The sequence below is a fragment of the Nocardioides sp. J54 genome (genome assembly GCF_000519005.1).
GTDB lineage: Bacteria > Actinomycetota > Actinomycetes > Propionibacteriales > Nocardioidaceae > Nocardioides.
On sequence record NZ_JAER01000044.1, the window covers coordinates 1 to 21,729 of the forward strand.

At 71.6% G+C, this 21,729-nt stretch carries 20 protein-coding genes and 1 pseudogene; 5 read left to right on the forward strand and 16 right to left on the reverse strand.

Annotated elements, in window-relative coordinates:
* On the forward strand, window positions 1–267 hold a 267-nt coding region (locus NOCJ54_RS27145), incomplete at its 5' end, for an IS256 family transposase (RefSeq protein ID WP_036518878.1).
* A gap of 228 nt (window positions 268–495) precedes the next feature.
* Here NOCJ54_RS27145 and NOCJ54_RS0119795 read toward each other — a convergent pair.
* From NOCJ54_RS0119795 to arsM, 12 genes are all read right to left on the reverse strand, one after another.
* On the reverse strand, window positions 496–729 hold the full coding sequence (locus tag NOCJ54_RS0119795; RefSeq protein ID WP_028656871.1) for a hypothetical protein: 234 nt from the start codon (window positions 727–729) through the stop codon (window positions 496–498).
* A gap of 31 nt (window positions 730–760) precedes the next feature.
* Complete coding sequence (locus tag NOCJ54_RS27150) at window positions 761–1,249, reverse strand: DUF5994 family protein (RefSeq protein ID WP_157514976.1); 489 nt, start codon at window positions 1,247–1,249, stop codon at window positions 761–763.
* 216 nt (window positions 1,250–1,465) lie between these two features.
* Window positions 1,466–2,413, reverse strand: coding sequence for an SCO6880 family protein (locus NOCJ54_RS30615; RefSeq protein ID WP_442937359.1), 948 nt, complete (start codon window positions 2,411–2,413; stop codon window positions 1,466–1,468).
* Window positions 2,414–2,691: 278 nt separating this feature from the next.
* Window positions 2,692–3,276, reverse strand: coding sequence for a hypothetical protein (locus NOCJ54_RS0119810; RefSeq protein ID WP_028656872.1), 585 nt, complete (start codon window positions 3,274–3,276; stop codon window positions 2,692–2,694).
* Window positions 3,277–3,875: 599 nt separating this feature from the next.
* A complete protein-coding gene (locus NOCJ54_RS0119815; RefSeq protein WP_232221844.1) occupies window positions 3,876–5,276 on the reverse strand; it encodes a DUF6880 family protein in 1,401 nt (466 codons plus the stop codon).
* Between the two features lie 150 nt (window positions 5,277–5,426).
* Window positions 5,427–6,146: a class I SAM-dependent methyltransferase gene (locus tag NOCJ54_RS0119820; RefSeq protein WP_028656874.1), complete on the reverse strand. Its 720-nt coding sequence runs from the start codon at window positions 6,144–6,146 to the stop codon at window positions 5,427–5,429.
* A complete protein-coding gene (locus tag NOCJ54_RS0119825) occupies window positions 6,143–6,940 on the reverse strand; it encodes an ABC transporter ATP-binding protein (RefSeq protein ID WP_028656875.1) in 798 nt (265 codons plus the stop codon). The genes NOCJ54_RS0119820 and NOCJ54_RS0119825 overlap by 4 nt, the downstream gene beginning before the upstream one ends.
* Complete coding sequence (locus NOCJ54_RS0119830; RefSeq protein WP_051486155.1) at window positions 6,937–7,932, reverse strand: ABC transporter substrate-binding protein; 996 nt, start codon at window positions 7,930–7,932, stop codon at window positions 6,937–6,939. The genes NOCJ54_RS0119825 and NOCJ54_RS0119830 overlap by 4 nt, the downstream gene beginning before the upstream one ends.
* 42 nt (window positions 7,933–7,974) lie before the next feature.
* Window positions 7,975–9,066 carry a FecCD family ABC transporter permease gene (locus tag NOCJ54_RS0119835; RefSeq protein WP_051486156.1) on the reverse strand — a complete coding sequence of 364 codons (1,092 nt, stop codon included), beginning with the start codon at window positions 9,064–9,066 and terminating at the stop codon, window positions 7,975–7,977.
* 342 nt (window positions 9,067–9,408) lie between these two features.
* Window positions 9,409–9,870, reverse strand: coding sequence for an arsenate-mycothiol transferase ArsC (locus NOCJ54_RS27160; RefSeq protein ID WP_036518879.1), 462 nt, complete (start codon window positions 9,868–9,870; stop codon window positions 9,409–9,411).
* Window positions 9,867–10,967 carry an ACR3 family arsenite efflux transporter gene (gene arsB / locus NOCJ54_RS0119845; RefSeq protein WP_028656878.1) on the reverse strand — a complete coding sequence of 367 codons (1,101 nt, stop codon included), beginning with the start codon at window positions 10,965–10,967 and terminating at the stop codon, window positions 9,867–9,869. The genes NOCJ54_RS27160 and arsB overlap by 4 nt, the downstream gene beginning before the upstream one ends.
* Entirely contained in the window at window positions 10,964–11,797 is an 834-nt protein-coding gene (gene arsM / locus NOCJ54_RS0119850) for an arsenite methyltransferase (RefSeq protein ID WP_028656879.1), read from the reverse strand. Before arsM ends, arsB begins: the two co-directional genes overlap by 4 nt.
* A 101-nt stretch (window positions 11,798–11,898) precedes the next feature.
* On the opposite strand from arsM, the gene NOCJ54_RS30620 reads away from it, so the two are divergent.
* Together NOCJ54_RS30620 and NOCJ54_RS28615 are read left to right on the forward strand one after the other, a co-directional pair.
* A complete protein-coding gene (locus NOCJ54_RS30620; RefSeq protein ID WP_084255498.1) occupies window positions 11,899–12,351 on the forward strand; it encodes an ArsR/SmtB family transcription factor in 453 nt (150 codons plus the stop codon).
* A 388-nt stretch (window positions 12,352–12,739) separates the two neighbouring features.
* Complete coding sequence (locus tag NOCJ54_RS28615; RefSeq protein ID WP_051486158.1) at window positions 12,740–13,423, forward strand: hypothetical protein; 684 nt, start codon at window positions 12,740–12,742, stop codon at window positions 13,421–13,423.
* A 134-nt stretch (window positions 13,424–13,557) separates the two neighbouring features.
* Here the strand turns inward: NOCJ54_RS28615 and NOCJ54_RS29580 are convergent.
* Window positions 13,558–13,721 (reverse strand): annotated as a pseudogene (locus tag NOCJ54_RS29580) (transposase); the annotation flags it as partial.
* Between the two features lie 641 nt (window positions 13,722–14,362).
* On the opposite strand from NOCJ54_RS29580, the gene NOCJ54_RS0119865 reads away from it, so the two are divergent.
* Both NOCJ54_RS0119865 and NOCJ54_RS0119870 read left to right on the forward strand, forming a co-directional pair.
* Window positions 14,363–15,403 carry a hypothetical protein gene (locus NOCJ54_RS0119865; RefSeq protein ID WP_157514977.1) on the forward strand — a complete coding sequence of 347 codons (1,041 nt, stop codon included), beginning with the start codon at window positions 14,363–14,365 and terminating at the stop codon, window positions 15,401–15,403.
* A 4-nt stretch (window positions 15,404–15,407) separates the two neighbouring features.
* On the forward strand, window positions 15,408–16,052 hold the full coding sequence (locus tag NOCJ54_RS0119870; protein WP_028656881.1) for a hypothetical protein: 645 nt from the start codon (window positions 15,408–15,410) through the stop codon (window positions 16,050–16,052).
* Between the two features lie 143 nt (window positions 16,053–16,195).
* Here the strand turns inward: NOCJ54_RS0119870 and NOCJ54_RS0119875 are convergent, their stop codons facing one another.
* From NOCJ54_RS0119875 to NOCJ54_RS0119885, 3 genes are all read right to left on the reverse strand, one after another.
* The gene (locus NOCJ54_RS0119875) at window positions 16,196–16,810 is read right to left on the reverse strand and encodes a hypothetical protein (RefSeq protein WP_028656882.1); all 615 of its coding nucleotides are present in this window, start codon (window positions 16,808–16,810) and stop codon (window positions 16,196–16,198) included.
* A 92-nt stretch (window positions 16,811–16,902) separates the two neighbouring features.
* Entirely contained in the window at window positions 16,903–18,432 is a 1,530-nt protein-coding gene (locus NOCJ54_RS29585; protein ID WP_051486159.1) for a glycine-rich protein, read from the reverse strand.
* Between the two features lie 178 nt (window positions 18,433–18,610).
* Window positions 18,611–21,340, reverse strand: coding sequence for a helix-turn-helix transcriptional regulator (locus NOCJ54_RS0119885; RefSeq protein ID WP_028656883.1), 2,730 nt, complete (start codon window positions 21,338–21,340; stop codon window positions 18,611–18,613).
* Window positions 21,341–21,729: the final 389 nt, after the last annotated feature.

Genomic DNA, 21,729 nt, shown 5'->3' on the forward strand with positions numbered 1-21,729 from the left:
ACCGGCTTTCCGCGCGAGCATTGGCGCAAGATCTGGTCGACCAATCCGCTCGAGCGGGTCAACAAGGAGATCAAGCGCCGCGCCCGGGTCGTGGGGATCTTCCCCAACGCCGCCGCCGTGATCCGACTCGTCGGCGCGGTGCTCATCGACATGCACGACGAATGGATCGCCGGCGACCGCCGCTACCTGTCCGAAGGCTCCATGGCCAAGCTCTACGAGACCAGCAATACTGATCCCGTCGCCGCCATCGAGAGAAGCGACGAGTAGGCACCGAGGACCACCTCAAAACCCACCACCCCACGGGGCTCTGTCTCTCACCTCGGCGCGGCGTCGGTTGGTACCTGCGAATTGGACGACAGCATCGATATAGGCCCGCGGCGTCTCGGGTCCATGATCGAAGGCGTCGCTGGCTTCGCCGCCCGCACAAAGAGCGGGCTGGTGGTTCGCATACACGGATGAGGCGGCGCCTCGTTGAACCCATCCGAGACGGGGTCCCTACGGCCGGCGCGGGTCACACAGGATTCGGTGCATGCGGATCTCCTGGAGGATGCTGCGGGGTACCGGCCACGACAGCGCCTCGATCGCGCCCGCGTAGTCCACGAGCGCATCGAGCGTGTTCAGGCGGGCATCGTCGAGGGCGGCCTGATCACGCCAACAGGGACGACCACGGCCGAGCGCGTCCTCGTGGTCGCGCGCCCACATCACCTTGGCCAGCAGGTCGGGCAGCACATTTCGCCGTTGCGCCGCGGTCGCAGGTTCCTCAGGTGCCGCCATCGTCGCTCCAGACATCCCTCGCGTCGGTCGCGGGGTGAGCGAGCACCTCGTCAAGGAGCTCAGAGGCCGTGTGGGCGTTGCCCGTCGTACTCGCCGCCAGGAGCGCCTCCTCGCCCTGGTCCTTGGTGAACTCGGGCGGCACGACGAGCATGCGGAGGATGGTGCGGTTCGAGGTGGTGAGCAGCATCAGGTGGGTGTCGTCTCGGGGAAAGGAGCCGACCTTCAGGTAGCCGGCGCCGATCGGGATGCGGCGAGGTGCGGGATCCCAGTCCGGCGGCGAGAACAGCGCTCGGATGATGTGACCCGACTCCGCGGGCATCTGGACCAGCAGGTCGGCCAGTTCGGTCGCGAGGTCACGGCTGCGTGGCCACCACCCGCCGTCCAGGCGATTCTGGCCCGCGACCGGCGCCATCCGAAGTCTGGCCGGCGCACGTCCTGCAGGGTTGGTCGGGTTTGTGCTGTTCGACGTCGTCATGACGTCCGCCTCTCGGCCGGGCTGGGACTCCGACTGGAGCCTGATCACCGGCGCTTCACTTCCCACAGTACGCCGCACTCCCAACGACGCGCGAAGCCACATCCTCTGTGTCCGAGGCGGAGCGGCCTATGACGCGCGACCAAGCCGCCGGGCCCGAATCTGATCGGACTCTCCTGCGGCGAGCGCTGCGCCCGACCTCCAGCGCGTCGGTGCCATCTATCCCGAGCGTGAGAGCGGAAGTGCGGCCACTGTGAACGATTGTGCTTCCTGCCCAGAGACGCCGGGTCTCGCAGGACGCCTGGATCGCGGCCCGCTCGATTGCAGCAGCGGCGCGAGAAAGCCGGGACAAGCGAGCGACCGTGGCCACTCGCTGATCCAGAGGACGCAGTGGTGCGTGGAGTCGCTGCGCAGGGAGCCCCACGACTCGGTGACCGCGACGGGGCCCGCGGTGGCGAGGGCGAGGTCCCGGCCGATGTCGCCCTGCCGCTCGAGCGCGCCCGCGACGGCGGGGTCGTCCGCCGACCGCAGGATCAGTGCGAGGCCGCCGGGTGTCAGCCATTCGCCGGGGGAGAGGTCGGCGGACCGAAGGGCGGCCAGGATGGTCGACATCTCCTGCCGGAGTACGGCGGCCGCCCCTCGCATGCCTCCGCCGGCAGCCCGGATCGCTCGCCCGGCCACCTTCATGTCGAGTGAGATCGAGACGGTCGACGCGTGGCGCTCGCCTGCGGAGCCTGCGCGGTCGACCAGTTCGCCGTACGTCGTCGACGCCCACGAGCCTGAGCGGTTGCCGTGCTGCTCCCACCAGTCCGCCATGCCCTTGCCGGAGTCAGGGAGCGTCCGCTCCATGACCTGGACGGAGGCGATTCGTCCGGATCGGCACGCCGTCGCAAGGACCCGGCCCCACGAGACGACCCGGAGCTCCTGCTCGCTAGTCGTCGTGGCCACGACCGACCACTTCTTCCCCGCGGTGTCGACCAGCGTCGAGTCCGCGACTGGGGGGTGGGACGGTCGGAGGAGCTGCGGACTCGTGTGCCGCTGCCTGGCCTGTCGCTTGGGCGGCGACGAGGTTGCCGAGCCGAGGACCGGCCGCTGCTGCCTCCTCCGCGACCACGACTCCGGCGGCAACTGCACCGCCCGCCGCCGCAGCACCTCCGGAGGCGCCATCCGCTGCGGCGCCTCCGCCGCCGGCTCCACCTGACGGTCCGCCCGCGGATGGCCACGGTGGAAGCGCGGGTGGCGATCAAGGATGAGCTGGACTTGCCACGCGTCGTGAAACCCCGTCCAGGTGGTGCGGCGAGAGGCAGCCGTCGACGTCGATCAGGAGCAATGAGCGCTCGGCGGACCTCTTGCGGGGACGTTCGGCGATGGTCATCCAGCCGATGGAGCAAGGACGGAGCCCGTGAGCGACGCTCACGGGCTCCGAACCGGGTTGTCGTGGATGGTCACCGCAGGAAGGGAAACCGGCGCACGAGCTGGGTCTGGGCCCACTGCTTGCCAAGACCCCAGGTGTCGCCCGCCAGGGTGACGGCGAGCACGACCACCGTGATGGCGCCGAGCAGGTGGTCGTCGACCACGGGGTTGTTCTCCAGCGGCATCGACGCGATCCACATCATCACGTAGAGCGCAGCCCCGGTGACGGCGGCGATGCGGATGCCCACGCCGAGCGTGAGCGCGATGCCGATGCCGAGCAGGCCGACCATGAACAGCCAGTTGGCCCAGCCATCGCCGGCGATGCTGCCGAAGAGCTCGTGGAACGGGTTGTCCTCGGGAACGCCGAAGCTCAGGAACCCGAAGGTCGGGCTGCCGCCGTTGATCCACGCATCGGGACCGAAGTAGTCCACCGCGCCGGTCTCGGCGTTCTTGCCGGTGGCGAAGCCGAGGGCGAGCGTCTTGTCCAGGAACGCCCACAGGAAGGTCAGGCCGAAGCCGATCCGAAGCACGGAGAGTCCGCGACGGGCGTTCTGGTGGGTGACGATGTCTCGTTCGACGAGTACGTCGACGTGAGGATGGTGCTGCACGGCGGTCATCTGTGGCCTCCTGGTCGTGGGGCGAGGCCCCGCTGGTCGAACCCCTGCGGGTCCTGGTGCTCCCAGCCTCGCTGTCGGCGACAGAGCGCTGCAGGGTCGAGCGGCAGTCGCGGCATGGGTCCTTGGTCCCGGTTCGAGTACTCCGTGCCCATCACTCGGTTCCGGGCGCCGGGGACCACAGCCACGGTCGTGTAGACGCGTCGGACGACCGCGGGGGCGACGGTGGTGGACAGGACCCGGGTCAGCGAGTGCAGCCTGGCCGAGGAACCCGCTCGAGCGGGTGAGGTGAACCCGCTGACCGCCGAGCTCATCGACCAGGCGTTCGCCCACAGGGACGACCACGTCGGCTCGTCGATGTCGGACCCGCCCGTACGGTCAGGACCCGGGTCGACCTGCTTGGGAAGGACCAAGCCGGCTCGCGCGGAGAGGCGGGCGCGGGCGCGGCACGAGCGGGCTCATCCGCCGGGGCAGCGGCTACGCGCCAAGGCGCTCAGGCAGGGACTCGGAACGGACGAGCCGGATGGTCCACGAGGCTCCTGCCGCAAAGTCTGGCGACACCCGACGCCCGGGTCCTCGGTAGCGCCGGACAGAGCTTGCCGTCAGGGCAATCCGGCTCGGTCGAACTCCTGCTGAAGTCGCGGCCGGCGACGATGCGTCTCCCGAAGTTCGGCGATCAACTCGTCGATCCTGTCAGCGTGCTCGGATCCCGCAGCGAGCTTCCGCATCTTGGCCAGACGGCGTGCCGCGAGCCGGTAGTGCTGCGCGCCCGCCTCGACCAGCTCGTTCTCGACAAGGCGCTGGTGCACAGGGAGCACGGCGATCGGGTCGACCTTCTCGTAGGCCTTCACCAGCTCGCTCCACGTGTGGTCGCTGTCGAGCGCGAGCGAGTGTGCGAGGTTCCAGCCGAGCTCGGGGTCCTTCAGCGTCAGGAGCGCGAACAGCACTGCGTCGCTCGGGCTCGACGCGAGCGTGGCCATCACCTCGTCGCGATGGTCGAGCCACGCCTTGCCGGAGGCCTTGTGCAGCCGTGCCGCCGATGTCGAGGAAGGCCACTTGCGGAAGACCGAGAGCCGGGCATCCAGTGCCTCGGCCGGTCGGTGCGCCTCCAGCAGGCCGCACCAGTAGTCCGCGGCCTTGCGCGACTGGTGCCCGCGGTCGAAGTCCGTGGCTTGTTTCGCCCAGTCGATGGCGAGATCGATCTCGCCGATCTCCTCGAAGGCCTCGGCTGTCTCCTGCAGCCACGCCGCGGCCTTCCGGTCCTTCGCGTGGGTGCGGATGATCGCGTCGATGTCGTGGTCGAGGACGGCGAGCCGCTGCGCGTTCCAGTCGAGTGTGAACCACGCGTGTGAGTGACCTGACGACCATCGCTCGTCCTCCGAGGGGCGCGGTCCGAGCTTCGCCTCGACCTCCGCCAGGCGCTTCCGGTAGGCGGCCATGCCGACGTCACCGAGCGCCGGCGCATAGGCCACCGGGTCGAGCTCGAAGTAGTCCACCTCGTTGTCGTCGAACTGGAACCTGATCATCCAGTCGATCAGCTTGCCGACCGGTGTCCTGGCTGAGGCCGCTGCGCGCGGGTGGAGCTCGAGGAGCCGGCGGCAGGCGTCGCCGATGATCCCCGCGGAGTCATCCGCACGCGCGATCACCTTCAGCGACGAGGCGAGGGCCTTGTGCGTCACCGTGTAGATCTCGGCCGGGTCCGTGGTCGGGATGGCCGCTTCGAGCATGTCGATCGCCTCGTGCATGTCCCGGCCGTGCGCGTTGGCAGCGCTGTAGCGGTGGAGGTCCGAGCGCGTGCGGATCAGGGGCAGTACGGCGTCGGCCAGTGAGGTCACGCGCTCATTCTGCACGCCGGCTTCTCTGACCTGCCTCGTCGCACCCAGCCTCGGGCTCCCACCACCACCGCTCCGATTCTCGCGGCGGCCCCCCTTCGATCCGCTCGGTCGGCGCTGCGCCGTGACGCGTGGCGGTGTTCCGCTGCCGGCCCGGTGGGTCAGCGACATGCGGGCGATGACGCCCTCACGGGTTGGAAGCGAGGAGTCAGCGGCCGGCGGGTCGTGCCGGCCCTGGTCGTCCGTTCCGCTGCGGCCGGCAAGGGCGACTGACGCTGGCCCGACACCGGGCAGGACGAGACCGGGAACACGGCGCCGCGGTCACAGCCTCGTGCCGCGGATGACATACTGCATGAGCACCTCGTGGTTCGGCGCGACGCCGTGCTCGCGGTCCAGCTCGTGGAGCCGGGTGAGCTCGACGACCTCGACGTCGACGAAGCCGGCCGCCCGGACGCGGTCGACGAAGGGCTCGATGCTCGTGGACTCGGCGAGCGGCAGGGCCTGGCGCACGGTCTCGTCGTAGTAGGCCTTGAACTGCTCGCTGGCGCCGACGTGGAGGCCCCTGGCGAACCAGGCCGCGTCGACGACAGCGAGGGTTCCGCCGGGGCGCAGCAGGTCGAACCAGTTGCGCAGCGCGACGTCGGGCTCGCGCAGCGTCCAGGTGACGTAGCGGTTGACGACGGCGTCGAAGGTGCCCGGGGCGAAGTCGGGGGCGACGGCGTCGCCGTGGAGGAAGGTCGGCGGGTTGCTCATCCCCGATGCGTGCAGGCGGGCGCGGTCCAGCATCCCGTCGGCGAGGTCGATGCCGGTGACGCGATGGCCGAGCTCGGCCAGCGTGCAGGCGACGTAGCCCGACCCGGTGCCGACGTCGAGGACGTCGAGCGGCTCGGTGCCGAGCGCGTCGGTGAAGGCGTCCTGCCAGGCGGCGAGGTCGAGGGCCTTGCGGTCGGCGCGTTGCTGGTACTCGTCGTAGGGGACGGACCGCTCCGACCAGTAGGCGTTGAGCGCGGCCTGGACGTCGGACGGGGTGGAAGTGGTCATCGGCTGTTCCTCTGCGGCGTTCGGGTGATGAGGGGGCGGAAGGCGAGCTGGAAGCCGTCGTCGAGCTCGAGCCGTCGTACGGCGACCTGGTAGACGGGTTCGAGGAGGGGCGGGGTGAGGACCTCGTCGGGGGTGCCCGCGGCCACGACGGTGCCACGGTCGAGCAGGAGCACCCGGTCGCAATAGGTCGCGGCGAGGTTGAGGTCGTGGAGCACGACGACGACGGTGTGGTCGCTCGTCAGGGCCAGGTCGCGGGCGAGGTCGAGGATCTCGTGCTGGTAGCGCACGTCCAGGTGGTTCGTGGGTTCGTCGAGCAGCAGGTGGCTGGATCCTTGGGCGAGGGCGCGCGCGATCAGCACCCGCTGGCGCTCACCGCCGGAGAGCCCGTCGAACGGCTGGCCGGCGAGGTGCAGGGCACCGACCTGCGTGAGCGCCGCGGCCGCGATCTGCTCGTCCTCCCGCCCTCGCCGGGCGAAGCCCGAGCGGTGGGGGGTCCGTCCGAGGAGCACCATGTCGGAGACCAGCAGGGGCAGGTCGCCTGCGGTCTCCTGGACGACGACGGCGACGCGTCGGGCGATCTCGCGGGCCGAGAGCGTGGTGAGCTGCTCGCTGTCGATGAGCACCGTGCCGGCCCGGGGCCTGAGCGAGGCGTGGAGCGTGCGCAGCAAGGTGGTCTTGCCGGATCCGTTCGGGCCGACCAGGCCGAGCACTTCGCCGTGCGGCGCCGCGAGGTCCACCGAGTCGAGGACCGTGCGGTCCCCGTAGGCGAAGTGGATCGCGTCGGCAGTGATCATCGCTGGAAGTGGTCGACGATGTTTTCGAGGCCGTCGATCACCAGGGGGGTGGGCGGCTCGGTGAAGTTGAAGAGCTGCGTGAGGATCGCGTCGTCCTTGACCGCGGTGAGCGCCTGTGCCCCGTTCATGCTGGTGATGGCGTCCCTGGCGTCGTCGGGGTCGCCGTCGGAGTGGAGCAGGATCAGGACGTCGGGGTCGCGGGCGACCAGCTCCTCCAGCGTGACCTCGAAGACGCGTTCGCTGGTGTCGGCGAAGACGTTGGTGAAGCCGGCGGCCTCGAGCTGGGGGTGCGCCATGGAGGAGGTGCCGTAGGCGTAGGGAGCGCCGCCGCCCACGGTGGGGTAGAGGACCGCGGCGGTGCGATTCTCTGTCTTGTCCACCTCGGTCAGGACCTGGTCCAGGCGATCCTCGAGCCGCGTGATGGCGTCATCGGCCTCGGCTCTCTTGTCGAAGACCTTGCCGTAGAGCCGCATCTGCTCGTAGATGGCCTCGAACGAGGGGTCGGCGGGCGGCTCCGGGCACAGCGCCGGCTCCTCGATCAAGGCGACCCCTGCTGCGCCAAGGGTGTCGCGGACCAGGTTGTCGGCCTCGCCGAAGACGATGTCGGGACGCTGGGCCAGCACGACCTCCTTGGAGATCTGCAGGTGGCCGGAGGCGTCGAGGTCGTCGGAGAGCATCGGGATGCTCTCCAGCTCGGCCCACGTGTCGTCGTCGTAGTACTCGCGGGCGTAGGCCCCGGCACGCGCGGTGACCACCTCGTCGAGCACCCCGAGCTCGTGGAGGTAGGGGACCGCGGCGGGCTTGAGCAGTACGCCGCGGGTGGGTGCCGCGTCGAACGTCACCTCGGCGCCGCAGTTCTCGACGGTGAGCGGGTAGCTCTCGCCCGATCGTCCAGTTGCTGGGCCACCGTCGGTGCCGCAGGCCGCCAGCGTGGCGACGAGAGCGACGCCGGTGACGCCGGCGATGAGGGTGGGCAGGCTGCGGAGGGTCATCGGTTCTGTCTTCTCCTGGTTCTCGGGGGAGGTGGTGGGCGGTCACGCGCCGGGGTGCAGTCGACGGATGAGCAGCAGGAGGAAGGGTGCGCCGACCATCGCGGTGACGATGCCGATGGGCAGCTCGCGCGGCTGCAGGAGCATGCGGGAGAACAGGTCGGCCCAGAGCAGGAACAGCGCTCCCAGCAGCGCGGAGACCGGGATCGCCCAGGCATGGGCAGCCCCGACGAGGCGGCGGGCCAGGTGCGGGACCACGAGGCCGACGAACCCGATCGAGCCGGACGCGGCGACCACGAACCCGATGCACAGGGACACCACGGCCAGGAGCCGGGTCCGGAAGCGCGCGGGGGAGACGCCCAGGACGAGCGCTGTCTCGTCCCCGATGGCCAGCGCGTCGAGGTGTCGCCCCCACGCCGTCAGCAGCACGACGGTGGCGGCCACGACCAGCCCCAGGGCGAGGAGCGGTGCGCCCCACTGGGCCAGGCCGAGAGAGCCCAGGAGCCAGAACATCACCGAACGCGCGCCCTCGGCGGACCCGGAGGCGAAGATCAGGAAGCTGGTGAGTGCGGACAGGGCGTAGCCAACGGCGACGCCGGCGAGCAGCAGGCGGATCGACGTGATGCGTCCGGACGCGCGGGCGACGACGAACACCAGCAGGGAGGCGGCGAGGGCGCCGAGGAAGGCGCTGGCCGACAGGGCGTGCTCGCCCAGGCCGAGCGTCACGCCGAACAGGATGGTCGCCGCGGCGCCGCTGGAGGCTCCCGAGTTGATCCCCAGGAGGTAGGGATCGGCCAGCATGTTCCGGACCATCGCCTGGAGGGCAGCGCCACAGACGGCGAGCCCGGCACCGACCGCGGTCGCCATGAGGACGCGGGGCAGGCGGACGTCCCACACGATGACCTCCACGGTCTGGTCGACCTCCACCGCCGTGCCGAGGAGCTTCGTGCGCAGGACGTCGAGCACGTCGTCGGGGCCGGTCCAGACCGGTCCGACGGCAGTGCAGAGCACGGTGGAGGCTGCGAGCATTACGCCGAGCAGGGTGACGACGAGTGAGTTGCGGCTGCGCCGCGCCGCCAGACCCAGCAGGTCGACAGGGGTCTCCCCGGACGCCAGCTCGTGGACCGGCAGACCCATGTGACCCCCTTATTGCAAGCGATTGGCAACAGCGAATCGAATGCTACAGGTGGTGACAGCTGCCACGTCCGTCAGGTCAGGGCTCCTGAGGTCTGGTCCGGAGGCCAGCTGGCGGTCAGCAGGTCAGGGGCCGCGAGCGCAGCGCCGTCGATCGCGGGCATCACCACTGGGCCGGGGGCAGCGGGCCCGCGGGTTGATGACGGAGCAGGGGGCGCCTCGACCTGGGTGGTGGTTCGGCGTTGCTGCTGCCGTCCTTGCAGCGGCAGGAGCCGTCCCATGGCTTCGGCGGCGGCGCGTCTCCTGAGCCTCGCGCCTGCCGCACGGCCCCGGTCGCAACGATCCTCAGCCTCGATCGAGAGCGCTCTCGCGCAGGGTGAGGCTGGGTGCGAGCTCAGCGACGAGATCGCGGACGAGGACGTCGAGGTCGGCGATGATGCGGTGGACCGTGGCCGGGTCCTGGCCGCCGGGGTCGTCGACGGGCCAGTCGCGGTAGGTGACGCCGGGGACGTAGGGGCACTCCTCCCCGCAGCCGAGGGTGATGGCGAGGTCGCTGGCGGCGACCATCTCGCGCGTGAGGTGCCGGGGATGCTCGCGTGAGGTGTCGAGGCCGAGGCTCTCGAGCGCGGTGGCGACCTCGGGGTGGATGTGTTCCCCGGGCTGGGTCCCGGCCGAGACGGCCACGATGTGGCCTTTGGCGTAGTGCTCGGTCAGTACGCGGGCGATGACGGAGCGGCCTCCGTTGCGCACGCAGGCGAAGACGACCTGGGGGACTGGACGGTCCTCGGGAGTGGGGTGCTGGGTCACGGCGCGGCTCCGGTTCGGGTGTCGGGGAAGAAGCGGCGGGTCCAGAGACTGACGTAGACCAGTCCGACGAGGACGGGCACCTCGATGAGGGGCCCGACGACGCCGGCGAGTGCCTGGCCGCTGGCGACGCCGAAGACGGCGATCGCGACGGCGATGGCGAGCTCGAAGTTGTTGCCTGCCGCGGTGAAGGCGACCGTGGTGGAGCGGGCGTAGCCGAGCCCGATCGACCGTGCGAGAGCCAGGGAGCCGGCCCACATGGTCGCGAAGTAGATGACCAGCGGGACCGCGATGCGAGCGACGTCGACGGGCTGGTCGGTGATGGTCTCTCCCTGGAGAGCGAAGAGCACCACGATGGTGAACAGCAGGCCGTACAGCGCCCACGGGCCGAGGCGGGGCAGCACGGTCTGTTCGTACCAGTCGCGGCCGCGGCGGGCCTCGCCGGTACGACGGGTGAGGTAACCGGCTACGAGCGGGACGCCGAGGAAGACCAGCACGCTGCCGGCGATCGACCACGGGGAGACGTCCAGTCCCGTGGTGGACAGGCCGAGCCAGCCGGGCAGCAGGTCGAGGTAGAACCAGCCGAGCAGGGCGAAGGCGAGGACCTGGAAGACGGAGTTGACCGCTACCAGCAGGGCAGCGGCCTCGCGGTCGCCGCAGGCCAGGTCGTTCCAGATGATGACCATCGCGATGCAGCGAGCCAGGCCGACGATGATCAGGCCGGTGCGGTACTCGGGGAGGTCCGGGAGCAGCAGCCACGCCAGGGCGAACATCAGCGCGGGCCCGAGGACCCAGTTCAGCACCAGGGACAGCGCCATCATCCGCCTGTCGCGGGCGACGTGGCCGACCTCGTCGTAGCGGACCTTGGCCAGCACCGGATACATCATCACCAGCAGCCCAAGGGCGATCGGCAGCGAGATGGAGCCGACCGTGATCGCGTCCAGGGCGTCAGCGATGCCAGGTATCCAGCGCCCGGCCAGGAGCCCGGCGCCCATCGCCACCCCGATCCACACCGGCAGGTACCGGTCGAGGGTGGACAACCGCCGGGCTACCGGCGCGGGGACCGTCTGCGGAGCCGCCGGGCGCGCCTTCTGGGTCACTGGGCCGGCTTGGTGGCGCGGATGATCGCGCCGTGCATGCCGGGGACGGCTTCGTGGGTGAACTCGACCTCGGCGTCGATGAACCCGGCGGCGGCGAGGCCGTCGAGGTACTCCGAGCGGGAGAGGGCGCCGGCGATGCAGCCGACGTACGAGCCGCGCTCGGCGCGGTCGGCTGGGGTGAGGTGGTCCTCGGCGACGACGTCGGAGATCCCGATCCGTCCGCCGGGGGTGAGCACGCGGAACATCTCGGCGATGACCTTCGCCTTGTCGGTCGAGAGGTTGATGACGCAGTTGGAGATGACGGCGTCGACCGAACCATCGGGCAGGGGGACGTCCTCGATGGTGCCCTTGAGGAACTCGACGTTCTGCGCGCCGGCCCTGGCGGCGTTGGCGCGGGCGAGGTCGAGCATCTCGTCGGTCATGTCCACGCCGTAGGCGAACCCGGTCTCCCCGACACGGCGGGCGGAGAGGAGGACGTCGATGCCACCGCCGGAGCCCAGGTCGAGGACCCGGTCGCCGGCGCGGAGGTCGGCGACCGCGGTGGGGTTGCCGCAGCCCAGGCTGGCCGCGACGGCCTCGGCGGGCAGCGTGTCCTGGTCGTCGGCGGCGTAGAGCGCCGCACCGAAGGCGTCGTCGATCGCCCCGGTGGCGCCGCCACAGCACGAGGTGTCCGAGCTGCCGCAGGAGTCGACGACCTGCAGCGCGTCGTTGAGCTCGGTGTTGCCCGCTCCGCGGCCGACGGCGAGAGCAGCCTGGGCGTAGCGGTTGCGGACCTCCTCGCGGACCTCGTCGCTGGACTGGCTGGTGGCGGTCGGGTCAGTGGTGCTCATGGTGGTGCTCCTCCGGGAACGTGCTTGCATTGACGGTTGTCGATGCATCGAGGATCGTCGATACATCGACGGATGTCAATAGGTCTGGCAGACTGGATGTCGTGACCACCTCCGAGCTGCCCCTCGCCGACGCGACCGCCGCGTGCTGCTCCGCCGTCACCGGTGGGGTGCTGGACACCGAGCAGGCGCAGCAGCTGGCGAAGGCGTTCAAGGCCCTCGGCGACCCGACACGGGTCCGGCTGCTGTCGATGATCGCTGCGCAGCCCGAGCGGGAGGCGTGCGTCTGCGACCTCACCGATCCCGTCGGACTCTCGCAGCCCACGGTGTCGCACCACATGAAGCAGCTCGTCGACGCCGGGCTGGTGGTCCGGGAACAGCGCGGACGCTGGGCCTTCTACCGCCTCGTCGACGGTGCGCTGGAGCGGCTCAGTCGCGCGCTGGCGCCTGAGCCGAGGTCGGGCGGCGCCGCCACGTCCGGCCGCTACGGCAGTCGGCTGTGCGCACGATCGTTCACAGCATCGTTGGCGTCGGCCGGTCGCAATCAGCCTGGCTGACGGCTTTCGCGGCCGGATGGTGTCGTGCGGGTGACCCGCGGGCAGAAGACCTGGACGGCACTGGTCGAGGTCAAGACGTCCAACGGGAAGCTCGATGCCACCCAGATCGACAACTACGTCAACATCGCCCGGAGCAAGGGGTTCGACGCCGTCATCACCATCGGCAACGAGCTCGCCGGAGGGGATGCCGAGCATCCCGTCGCGATCGATCGTCGGAAGCTCCGCAAGGTCGGGCTCCACCACCTGGCCTGGGACCAGATCCGGGCTGAGGCTGTCCTCGCTGCCCGTCACCGCGGAGTGGCGGACGCGACCCAGAGCAAGGTGCTGCACGAATTCCTCCGCTACATGAACCACCCCCGCTCGGGCATGGGCGCCGCCGGAGCCTGCGGTGATCGTGAACGCCGGCGGCCTCGGCGACATGGGCAGCAGCTGGGTCAGGGTCCGGGACGCAGTCAAGGCGAAGACCGCGAGGGCGACCGACAAGGCCATCGGGGAGGTCAGCGCCAGGTACGACGAGCTGGTCCAGCACCTCGCGCACCATCTCACCGGTCTCCTCGGCGTCGAGGTGCTGGCGTTGCCGCCGCGTGACACGCCCGATCACGCCAGCCGCCGACAACAGCTCGCCGACTCCGGGTTGATGTTCGGGCGGCTCAAGGTGCCCGGCGCGGTCGATGTCGTCGTGGTGGGCGCCGACGTCCGCGCCGACAAGGTGAGTGCCTCCGTCAAGGTCGCTGCACCTCGTGGCGAGACGCGTGCCCAGACACGGATCAACTGGCTGCTGAGGCAGATCCCGGGGGAGGCGAGGGATTCGATCCGCGTCGAGGCGCATCTCGCAGGGCCACGGGCGACGTCCACCGCCGCCCTCCTGGGCAAGGCCCGGCAGGACCCAACCATCCTGCTTCCCGAGGAGCAGCGGGAGATCAAGGCCTTCACCGTCTCCCTGGAGCAGCAGCTCGGACCCAAGCGTGCGGCTGGCGCCGGCACGTTGATCGGCTCGGTCAAGGACGTCACGACCAACTTCTACGCCGACGTCGTGCAACACCTCCGCCCATGGTCCGACAAGCGCGGTTGACCGACCGGATTCGAATACTTGCACTCGCGGTCCCAGTGGCGCGCAGGGCGCCGGTCTTCGGCACGCGGTAGGACCCGGCCTCGGAGACGACGATGAACCGGCGTGGTGACAGCCTGGGCGGAGTGGCCTCAATTTCCGGCGCCGTGCCCGACCACCAGGTCGTCCATACTCATGGTTGAGATGCCGTGGACGTAGGGCTCCATCACGACCGCGTAGAGCGCTTGGTCGATCCGATGCCGGGCCTCGAGGATGGAGGGTAGTAGGAGCCCTTGCAGAGCTTGGGGATTCGCAGCTCGATGTCACGGCCTTGCGGCTCAACCGGAGCTCCTCACGGCGTGCGGCGATCTTCCGGCCGAGCTCGAGGTCCCGGTCTTCGGTGAGGTGCCCATCGCTCCGTCCATCGAGTGGTTCAGGCGCTGGCGACTGCGTACGCCGGCGATGCTGTCGGAATGGCTGCGGTGGTGCGCAGCGCGTCTCGGCGATATCCGGTGACTCCTTCCGGGCGGCCGGCGCAGGGGTCTGTGGAGAGCGGACATGAGCGAGCGACGGCGCGGCTAGCGTGCCTGCACCGGTCCTTCGACCGCGGACGGCAGGATGGAGCAGTCGTGCATGGTGCGGAGGGCGGTGCCTCATGCACGACCCATCTCTCGGGAGCTCTCCATGGAATGTTCATGCCTTGGCCTCCGCGGCCGGTTCGCCGCCGCCATCGTGGCCCTGCTGGTCGCCTCGGGCCTGTCGCTGTGGCCCGGCGAACCCACGACGGCTGCCGATCGGGCGTCCGGCCCACCGGTTGCGGTCAGGGTGGAGCTGCCGGCCGCGGCTGTCCCCGGAGCAGTGCTCAGCGCTGCGCTGCTCCCGACCCCCGCCGCACTGAGGCGGACCCCGTCGATGGCGTGGCGCCCGGTGCCGACGGGGTCATTCGTCACCCGGAACGGCAGCGTGGAGCTCCGGCTCGACCCGACGACGGTGCCGAAGGCCTTCGTCGAGCCCGGTGGGCTGGTGACGGTCAACATCCGCGTGGAGAACGCCGACCTGCGCGTTCTCGGGGAGCACACGGTGACCGTCCGCGCCGCGCGGCTGGAGGGGAGGCCGGTGTGGCTGGACGTCGCGGAGCCGGTGCCGTCGCTGACGCGGAACCCGTCGACGCGGCTCCCGGTCCTGAGCCCGGCAGCGCTGCGATCTGCCGGGTCGGCGCGGACCGCCGTGGTGACACCGGCCAGCCTGGCTGACGCCGTCCCCGTGGCGAAGGTGCGGACCGTGCGGGCGCCTGCCGGGATCGTGCTGGGGCGGACGGGCGGCGACCGCCTGGCGACACGCCTGTCGGCGCTGGGGCGGACGGTGCAGGCAGACCCGATCGGTGGTCTCGGCTACCGGCGCTGCAAGGCGACCGGCCGGACGACGAAGCGGTGGGCGACCATCGGGACGTCGTACCCGCTGCGCACGTCGAGGTCGTGGCTGACCTACTCGGGAGGCTCGACCAGCACGTTCGGCGTGGCGACCAGCTTCGACAAGGGGGTGTCGTTCAGCGGCACCGGCACCCGGTCGACGAGCGACGACTGGGGACACGACTTCGTCCCCCGAAACTACGACCGCTCCTTCCGCGTGCAGGTCCTCTACCGGCAGTTCCGCTGCGCCTACTACTACGCAGGGAAGTTCAGGTACGAGACCTCCCGGTCGTGGAAGCCGTGGTTCCAGACGGGAGGCACGGCGACACATCGCCTCGCAGGGAAGCCGGCGTTTCGGTTGTGCGTGAAGGTCGCACGTGGGGCCTGGAGCCGCGGTCGCGTGCGAGGCAAGGACTACACCCTGAGCTACGGGGTGAAGTTCAAGAGCATGATCGGAATCGACCTGTTCAGCAGTCGCTCGTACTCGAACGGCGCCCGGCTCTACTACGACAACCCGAAGGTCAGGTGGCTCTGTGGCAACAACGCCTACCCGGCGCGCGCGGGGAAGATCCGCGAAGCGCGGCGGAACCTCTGAGCCGATGGGGAAGGTCGGGGCTGCTGCAGCCATCGTCGGCCTCGCGGTCCTCGCGAGCAGCTGCGGCAGCGACGGGCCGGCGACGGACGGGCCCCTGGGCGCGTTGTCCGACGGCGGCGGCGTGAGCATCTACCGCCCGGAGGAGGGACCGGCCCGCTGGGTCGGCTCGTTCTCGGGCTTCCGGCTGTGCCTCGACGAGGAGGGGCCAGCGGCGAGGGTGACGGATGTTCGGGTCGTCGAGTCGGTCGGTCAGGTCAGGTCCGTCACGGCTCGTATCGGCGCTGCGAAGAAGCCGGACGGCACGCTGATGTTCCTCTCCGCGGAGGGAGCGCCTCCGGCCTTCGACCAGCCGTACGCCAAGCAGAACGCGAGGTACGCGAACTGGTACGAGTTCGAGGACGACCTGTCGTCGGTGCCGATCGATCGGCAGTGCAAGGACGAGCTGCGAGCGGACGACCCCGTCCTGGTCATCACGTTCGAGACCGGGAGGGCCGGCGGGACCCTGTTTGCGATGGAGGTGCTCTACGAGGTGGACGGTGAGGAGTTCACGACCGGTCCGGTGCCGTGGGAGATGACGCTGTGCGGCAGGAGCGAGGCCGTGGAGTACGTCTGCTCCGGGGCGCCGGAAGGAGACAGCGCGGGCAGGTGAGGCGGACGCGGCGCTTGCCTGGTCAGTCGTGCTCCGGCACGACACGCCAGGTGGCGATCCCGGGTGGACAGTGATCGCGCGCACACGGGCCCGCCCGGAGTCCCACACCGGACGGGCACGAGCGGCGTACGTCGCCTGCCGGGTCAGCGGCGGGCGACGACGATCCCGTCGACCCGCACCGGTCGCTTCGTCGTGGTGCGGATCGTGATGTCGGACTTCCGGGCCAGGTCCGGCAGTTTGACGACGACCTTGTGGCGAAGAGCGCCGTTGAGGGAGATCCGCTTGACCACCCTGGCGCCGTAGCGGACCTCGAGGGCGCCGTTGTTCCGGCCCTTCGACACGACGAGCGCGGCGCGACCCTTCGGCACGCCCTCGAGGGTCAGGGACTTGCCCTGCTTGCTCGTGGAGGTCACGGTCTTGTCGAGGTAGCCGCCGCCGGTGGCCCGCCTCCACCCCGCGCTCGCCTTCAGCTTGCGGTCGTCGAGGGGGAGGGCGGTGCACTTCTGGGGGCTCCACTCGGAGACGTTCAGCGCAGCGTCACGCGAGCGCACCTGGTAGAAGTGCTGGCTGCCCCTGGCGAGGTTCAGCGTCAACGACGTGCTCGTCGTGGTCCGCGTGGTCCACGCGCCGAGGCTGCCGTTCCATGCCGCCTTGCGGACCCGGACCTCGTAGTCCCGGATGCCGGAGCCGCCGGTGTCCGCCGCCGTCCAGGAAGGCTTGACCGTGGGCGCGAGCGTGGTGGCCGGGGCTGCATTCAACCGGACGGTGGGCTTCGGGCCGCAGGGAGGATGCCGCTCGCGGCGATCAGGGCGATGCGTCTCATGGGTCTCTCCTCGGTGGTGCGGGTGGTTCAGCGGCGGGTGACGACGATGCCGTCGACCTGCACCGGCTTGTCGGTGGTGGTGCGCAGCCTGATCGTGGTGCGCTTCTTCAGGTCCGGCAGGCGGACGACGACGCGGTTTCGGGCAGGGCCGGCCAGCGACAGCCGCTTGACGACCCTGGTGCCGTACCGGACCTCCAGCCGGCCGTGATTGCGGCCCTTGCTGACGACCAGCGCGACGCGGCCGGCGGGGACGCGCTGGAGCGCGAGGACGCGGCCCTTGCGGCTCGTGGTGGTGGCCGTGCGGTCGAGGTAGCCGCCGCCGGACACCCGCTTCCAACCGGTGCCGGTGAGCGCGCGGTCGTCGAGCGGGCGGGTGGTGCACCGTTCGGTGCTCCAGTCCGAGGTGTTGCCGGCGTGGTCGTGGGCCCGGACGCGGAAGCAGTACTGGCTGCCCCTCGCGAGGTTCATCGGCAGCGACCTGGCCGTTGTCGCGGTGCGCAGCATCTTCGGGGCGCTGACTGCGCCGTGCCACGCGGCCTTGGTCATCTGCACGTCGTAGCCCGCGACGCCCGCCTGGTTGTCGCTGCCCGACCACGAGACCTTCGCGGTCGCGGCCATCCGGGGCGACGGGCCGGCGTCGACGGAGACGGTCGGCGCGGTCTCGTCGCCGATGGTGCGGTCGACGTACCGCAGCTCGACGCGGGGGTTGCCGTCGCCGAGGGTCATCGGCGCGGAGGGCGGGTACGGCGTGCCGCCACCCCCGCCAGCACCGTGGAAGGTCGCAGCAGAGCCGCCGCCACCCCCGCCGTGGTAGCCACCGCCACCTCCGCCCCCGCCGCCGCCCTGGTGGTTGTTCGCGCCGTTCCCGCCCTGGCCGTCGGCCGTCCCGGGCCAGCCGTCGGTGCCGGCGCCGATGTCGCCCTGCCCGCCGGTTCCGGGGGTGCCGTCCGGGCGGCCGCCGGTCGGCCACGTCCCCAGGTCGTAGGCCGTGCTGCCGTTGGTGCCGGCATCACCACCGGTGCCGCACGGGGTGTACTCGACGTAGCACTTGCCACCGCCACCGCCGCCGCCCGGTGCGACGACGAGTCGCTCGGTCAGGGCAGGGCTGCTGAACACGGTGGTGGCTCCGCCACCCCCGCCGGCCCACTCGCCGCCGGCGCCGCCGCCGTGGGCTCCACCGCTCGAGCCGTAGCCGTCGGCCTGGCCTTCGCCGCCGTTGCCGCCGACGTGGAGGACCAGGGTCCGGGGCGCGGGCAGGGAGCCCGGCCGGGTGGGGATCGTGTGCTCCACGTGGCCGCCGCGACCGCCAAGCACGCGGACGCCTTCCCCGCGCCCGCTGCCGCCGTTGCCGCCCACCGCGACCACCTCGACCGCCGTCACCCAGGCGGGGACGGTGAAGGTGGCGTCCTCGGTGAAGACACAGGTGACCTGGTTGCCCTCGGCCGAGCACTCGTCGGGAAGTGCCGGGGCCGAGGAGGCCGGCGTTGCGGTGCTGACGGCGACCAGGGCCGCGACGGGAAGCAGCGCGGACAGGGCGGTGCAGGCAAGACGCTTCATCGGTGACTCCGGGAGGGAGGGAGCAGTGAGTCGCGGTCAGCGTAGGAACGGCTCGGCGCCGTACGGGGCAGTTTCGGCGAAGCCCCTCAAAGACCGGGGTGGGGGCGGTGAAAACCCGGGGGAGGGGGCAGGAACGGCCCGGGGTGCGGGGCTGAAGAGCCCGTGGGTCGTGGTCCGGTCAGGACAGGTCGCGGCGCTCCAGCGCGTCCCGCAGCTCGCGCCGCGAGGTGACGCCGAGCTTGGCGAACGCCCGCCCGAGGTGCCACTCCACGGTGCGTGGCGCGATCACCAGCTCCGCGGCGATCTCGCGGTTCGTCATCCCCTCCGCGGCGAGCTCGACAGTGCGTCGTTCGGCCCGGGTGAGGGAGTCGAGCCCGGTCCGGGCGGTACGACGGGGCCGGGCTCCCGTCGCGTGCAGGGCGTTGAGCGCCCGCGCGGCCAGCGCGCCGGATCCGCAGGTCTCGGCGAGCTCGCGCGACTCGGCGAGCGCCGTGCGCGCCCCGGGGACGTCGCCGCGGCTGTGCAGCTCCACCCCGAGGTCGTGCATGGCGCGGGCCCGCTCCAGCCGGCGCTCGGAGCGGCACAGCACGTCGGCGGCCTGCCGCAGCAGGGACAGGCGCTCGTCGCCCTCGGCCAGCGCGGCCGCCGTGCGCAGCGCGCGACCCTCGCGGCCGAGCGCGCTGGTGCGACGGGCGAGCTCGACCTCCTCCTCGAGGAGCGCGCGGGCGTGGTCGGTGTCGCCGAGCGCGTGCGCGGCGGTCGCGGCGAGCGGGCGCCACACGATCTGCGGGCTGCCGCGGTGGCCCAGCACCTCGAGCCGCTCCTGGACCAGGTCGACGAGGGCAGCCGCCTCGGCGGGCTCGCCGGTGCGCAGCAGCAGCCGGGCGCGCGCGAGGTCGACCGAGATGCCGGTCATCTGGTGCGGGTCGACCTTGTCGTCGGCGGCCCCGAGCACGGCGCGGGCGCGGTGGTGGTCGTCGAGGTCCATGTGGACGTGCGCGAGCGTGGCGCTGGAGAAGCCGAACCAGCTCACCCACGGACCCCATCGCGGGTCGAGCGCGGTGGTGGCGGCACTGCGCGCGCCGTGCAGGTCGCCGGCGGCGTACCGGATCTCACCCATCCAGTAGTGCAGCAGGCCGTGGCGGAAGAGGTTGTCCGGGTCGACGACCTCGAGGCCCTCGTGGACCACCTGGGTGCCGCGCTCGAGGTTCTCCGACAGCCACAGCGAGCCCATCACGAAGTCGGGACGCAGGCCGAACGGTGGGGCGTCGACGCGCCACAGCTCCTCGGTGAGCGCCTGGTCGACGAGGGGGTTCACCAGCTGCAGGTCACCGAGGACGAACGGCAGCACGGTGGCCAGCGTCGCGGCCAGCGCGGGGACCTCCGGGATCCAGCCGGTGCTGGCGCGGTCGAGCAGCTCGACCAGCTGGGGGCGGGCGTAGATCGGGGAGAGGTCGTGCATCGAGGCGACCGCCAGCAGCTCGGCGAGCAGCTGCTGGTGCAGGTCGGTCTCCGGCTCGGTCTCGGCGAGCGCGGTCTCGCTGGCCTCGACGGCCTCCGGCAGCCGGCCGGTCAGCCACATCAGCCGGGTCCGCTCGCGCAGCAGCATCAGCCGTTCGTCGCGCCCGTTCGCCACCGCGAGGGCGTCGGCGAGGCGGTCCTCGGCGTCGGGGGTGCCGGCGCGGCTGGCGGCGAACGCGAGCTCGGCGAGCACGGCGGAGCGGTGCTCGGCGGCCGGCGGCTCCTCGACGGCGCGGCGCAGCAGCACGGCGGCCGTCGCGCAGTCGCCCTTGCAGGTGGCCTCGTCGGCCGCGCGGCGCAGGCTCTCGACGATCCACGGCAGGCCGGCGGGGGTGGTGCGCAGCAGGTGGTCGGCGACCTCGGCGGCGTCGGCGTCCTCGGCCAGCAGGAGCTCGGCGGCGCGACGGTGCAGGCGGTCGGTCGCGAACGGCCCGAGCTCCTGCCCGACCGCGTCGGCTACGACCGGCTGCGGGTAGCGCAGTCCCTGCGCCACCTCGAGCAGGCCGCTGCGGACGAGCCGGTCGGCGGCGTCCTCCGCGGCGCGGCGGTCGAGCTCGGCGAGGTGGGTGGCGCGGGCCAGGGTCGCCCGCGCCCCGAGCACCTGCACCGCCTCGGCCAGCGCGGAGGCCTCCGGCCCGAGCCGCGACAGGCGCAGGCCGACGTGCGCGCGGACCCGCTCGGGCACGGCGACGTCCACGCCGTCGTACCCCTGCTTGAGGTGGTCGACGAGGGCGGAGGTGAGGAACGGGTTGCCCGCCGCGCGGTGCAGCAGGTCGGGCACGGGGTCGCCGGAGGCGGGGGCGTCCAGCTCGGCAGCCACCAGCTCGCGCACGAGGTCCTCGTCCCACGCGCCCAGCTGCACGAGGACGGCGCCGGGGGAGGCGCGCAGCTCGTCGAGCAGGTGTGCGGCGTCCCGGCCCACCGGCTCGGGACCGACGGTCAGGACGACGGCGACGGCCTGGTCGTGCAGGCGGCGGGCGACGTCGACGAGGACCCGCAGCGACCCCTCGTCGGCCCAGTGCGCGTCGTCGAGGACCAGGCAGGTGCCCGGCTCGTGGCCGCCCCGCGCCGCGGCCTCCAGCAGTCGACCGGCCGCGGCGGCGACGGCTGCACCGTCCGGGGTTCCCGGGGGAGCCAGCTTGATGCGCAGCTCGTCGCCCCACGCCTCGATCGCGGCGAACGGGACGGAGGAGTCCATCGGTACGGCGCGAGCCGCGGCCACCCGCAGCCCGGCCTCCTTCGCGAGGTCGCCCGCGAGCTGCGCGGTCGTGGAGCGGCCGGTGCCGGCGTCGCCCTGCACCACCGCGACACCCCCTCCGCCGCGGGCGACGTCGCGGAGCATGCTGGCCAGCGCGGCGCGCTCGCCAGCAGCACTCAGGAGGGGCACGTATCGACCTTAGGCAGTGCGCGGCCCCCTCCGCGGGAGTTTTGTGCAGGCCTCTCCGAAATAAATTCCCCGGGGGTGGTCGGCGAAAAACCGGGGCTACCCGGGCTTCCCGGCGCCCGACCCGGGCTGGCACGGTTCTGCTACCCCGGAGGACGGGGCGCCAGGCCCGCCGGCGGCGAGGCCGGTCGTCCGCCGGGGGATGGGGGAACCACATGTCCGACGCGGAGGTGGCTGTCACCTTGTGGGGGGTGTAGCCGCGGGCCCGACTCCAGGGCCGGTGCCGTAGGCGCCTCCGCGTCGGACAGCGGACCGCGTGTCCTCGTCGTCGCTTCCCGGCCCGGGTCGCTAGTGCACCTCGGCAGGATGCCGACGGTCGCTGGCGGCTTTTC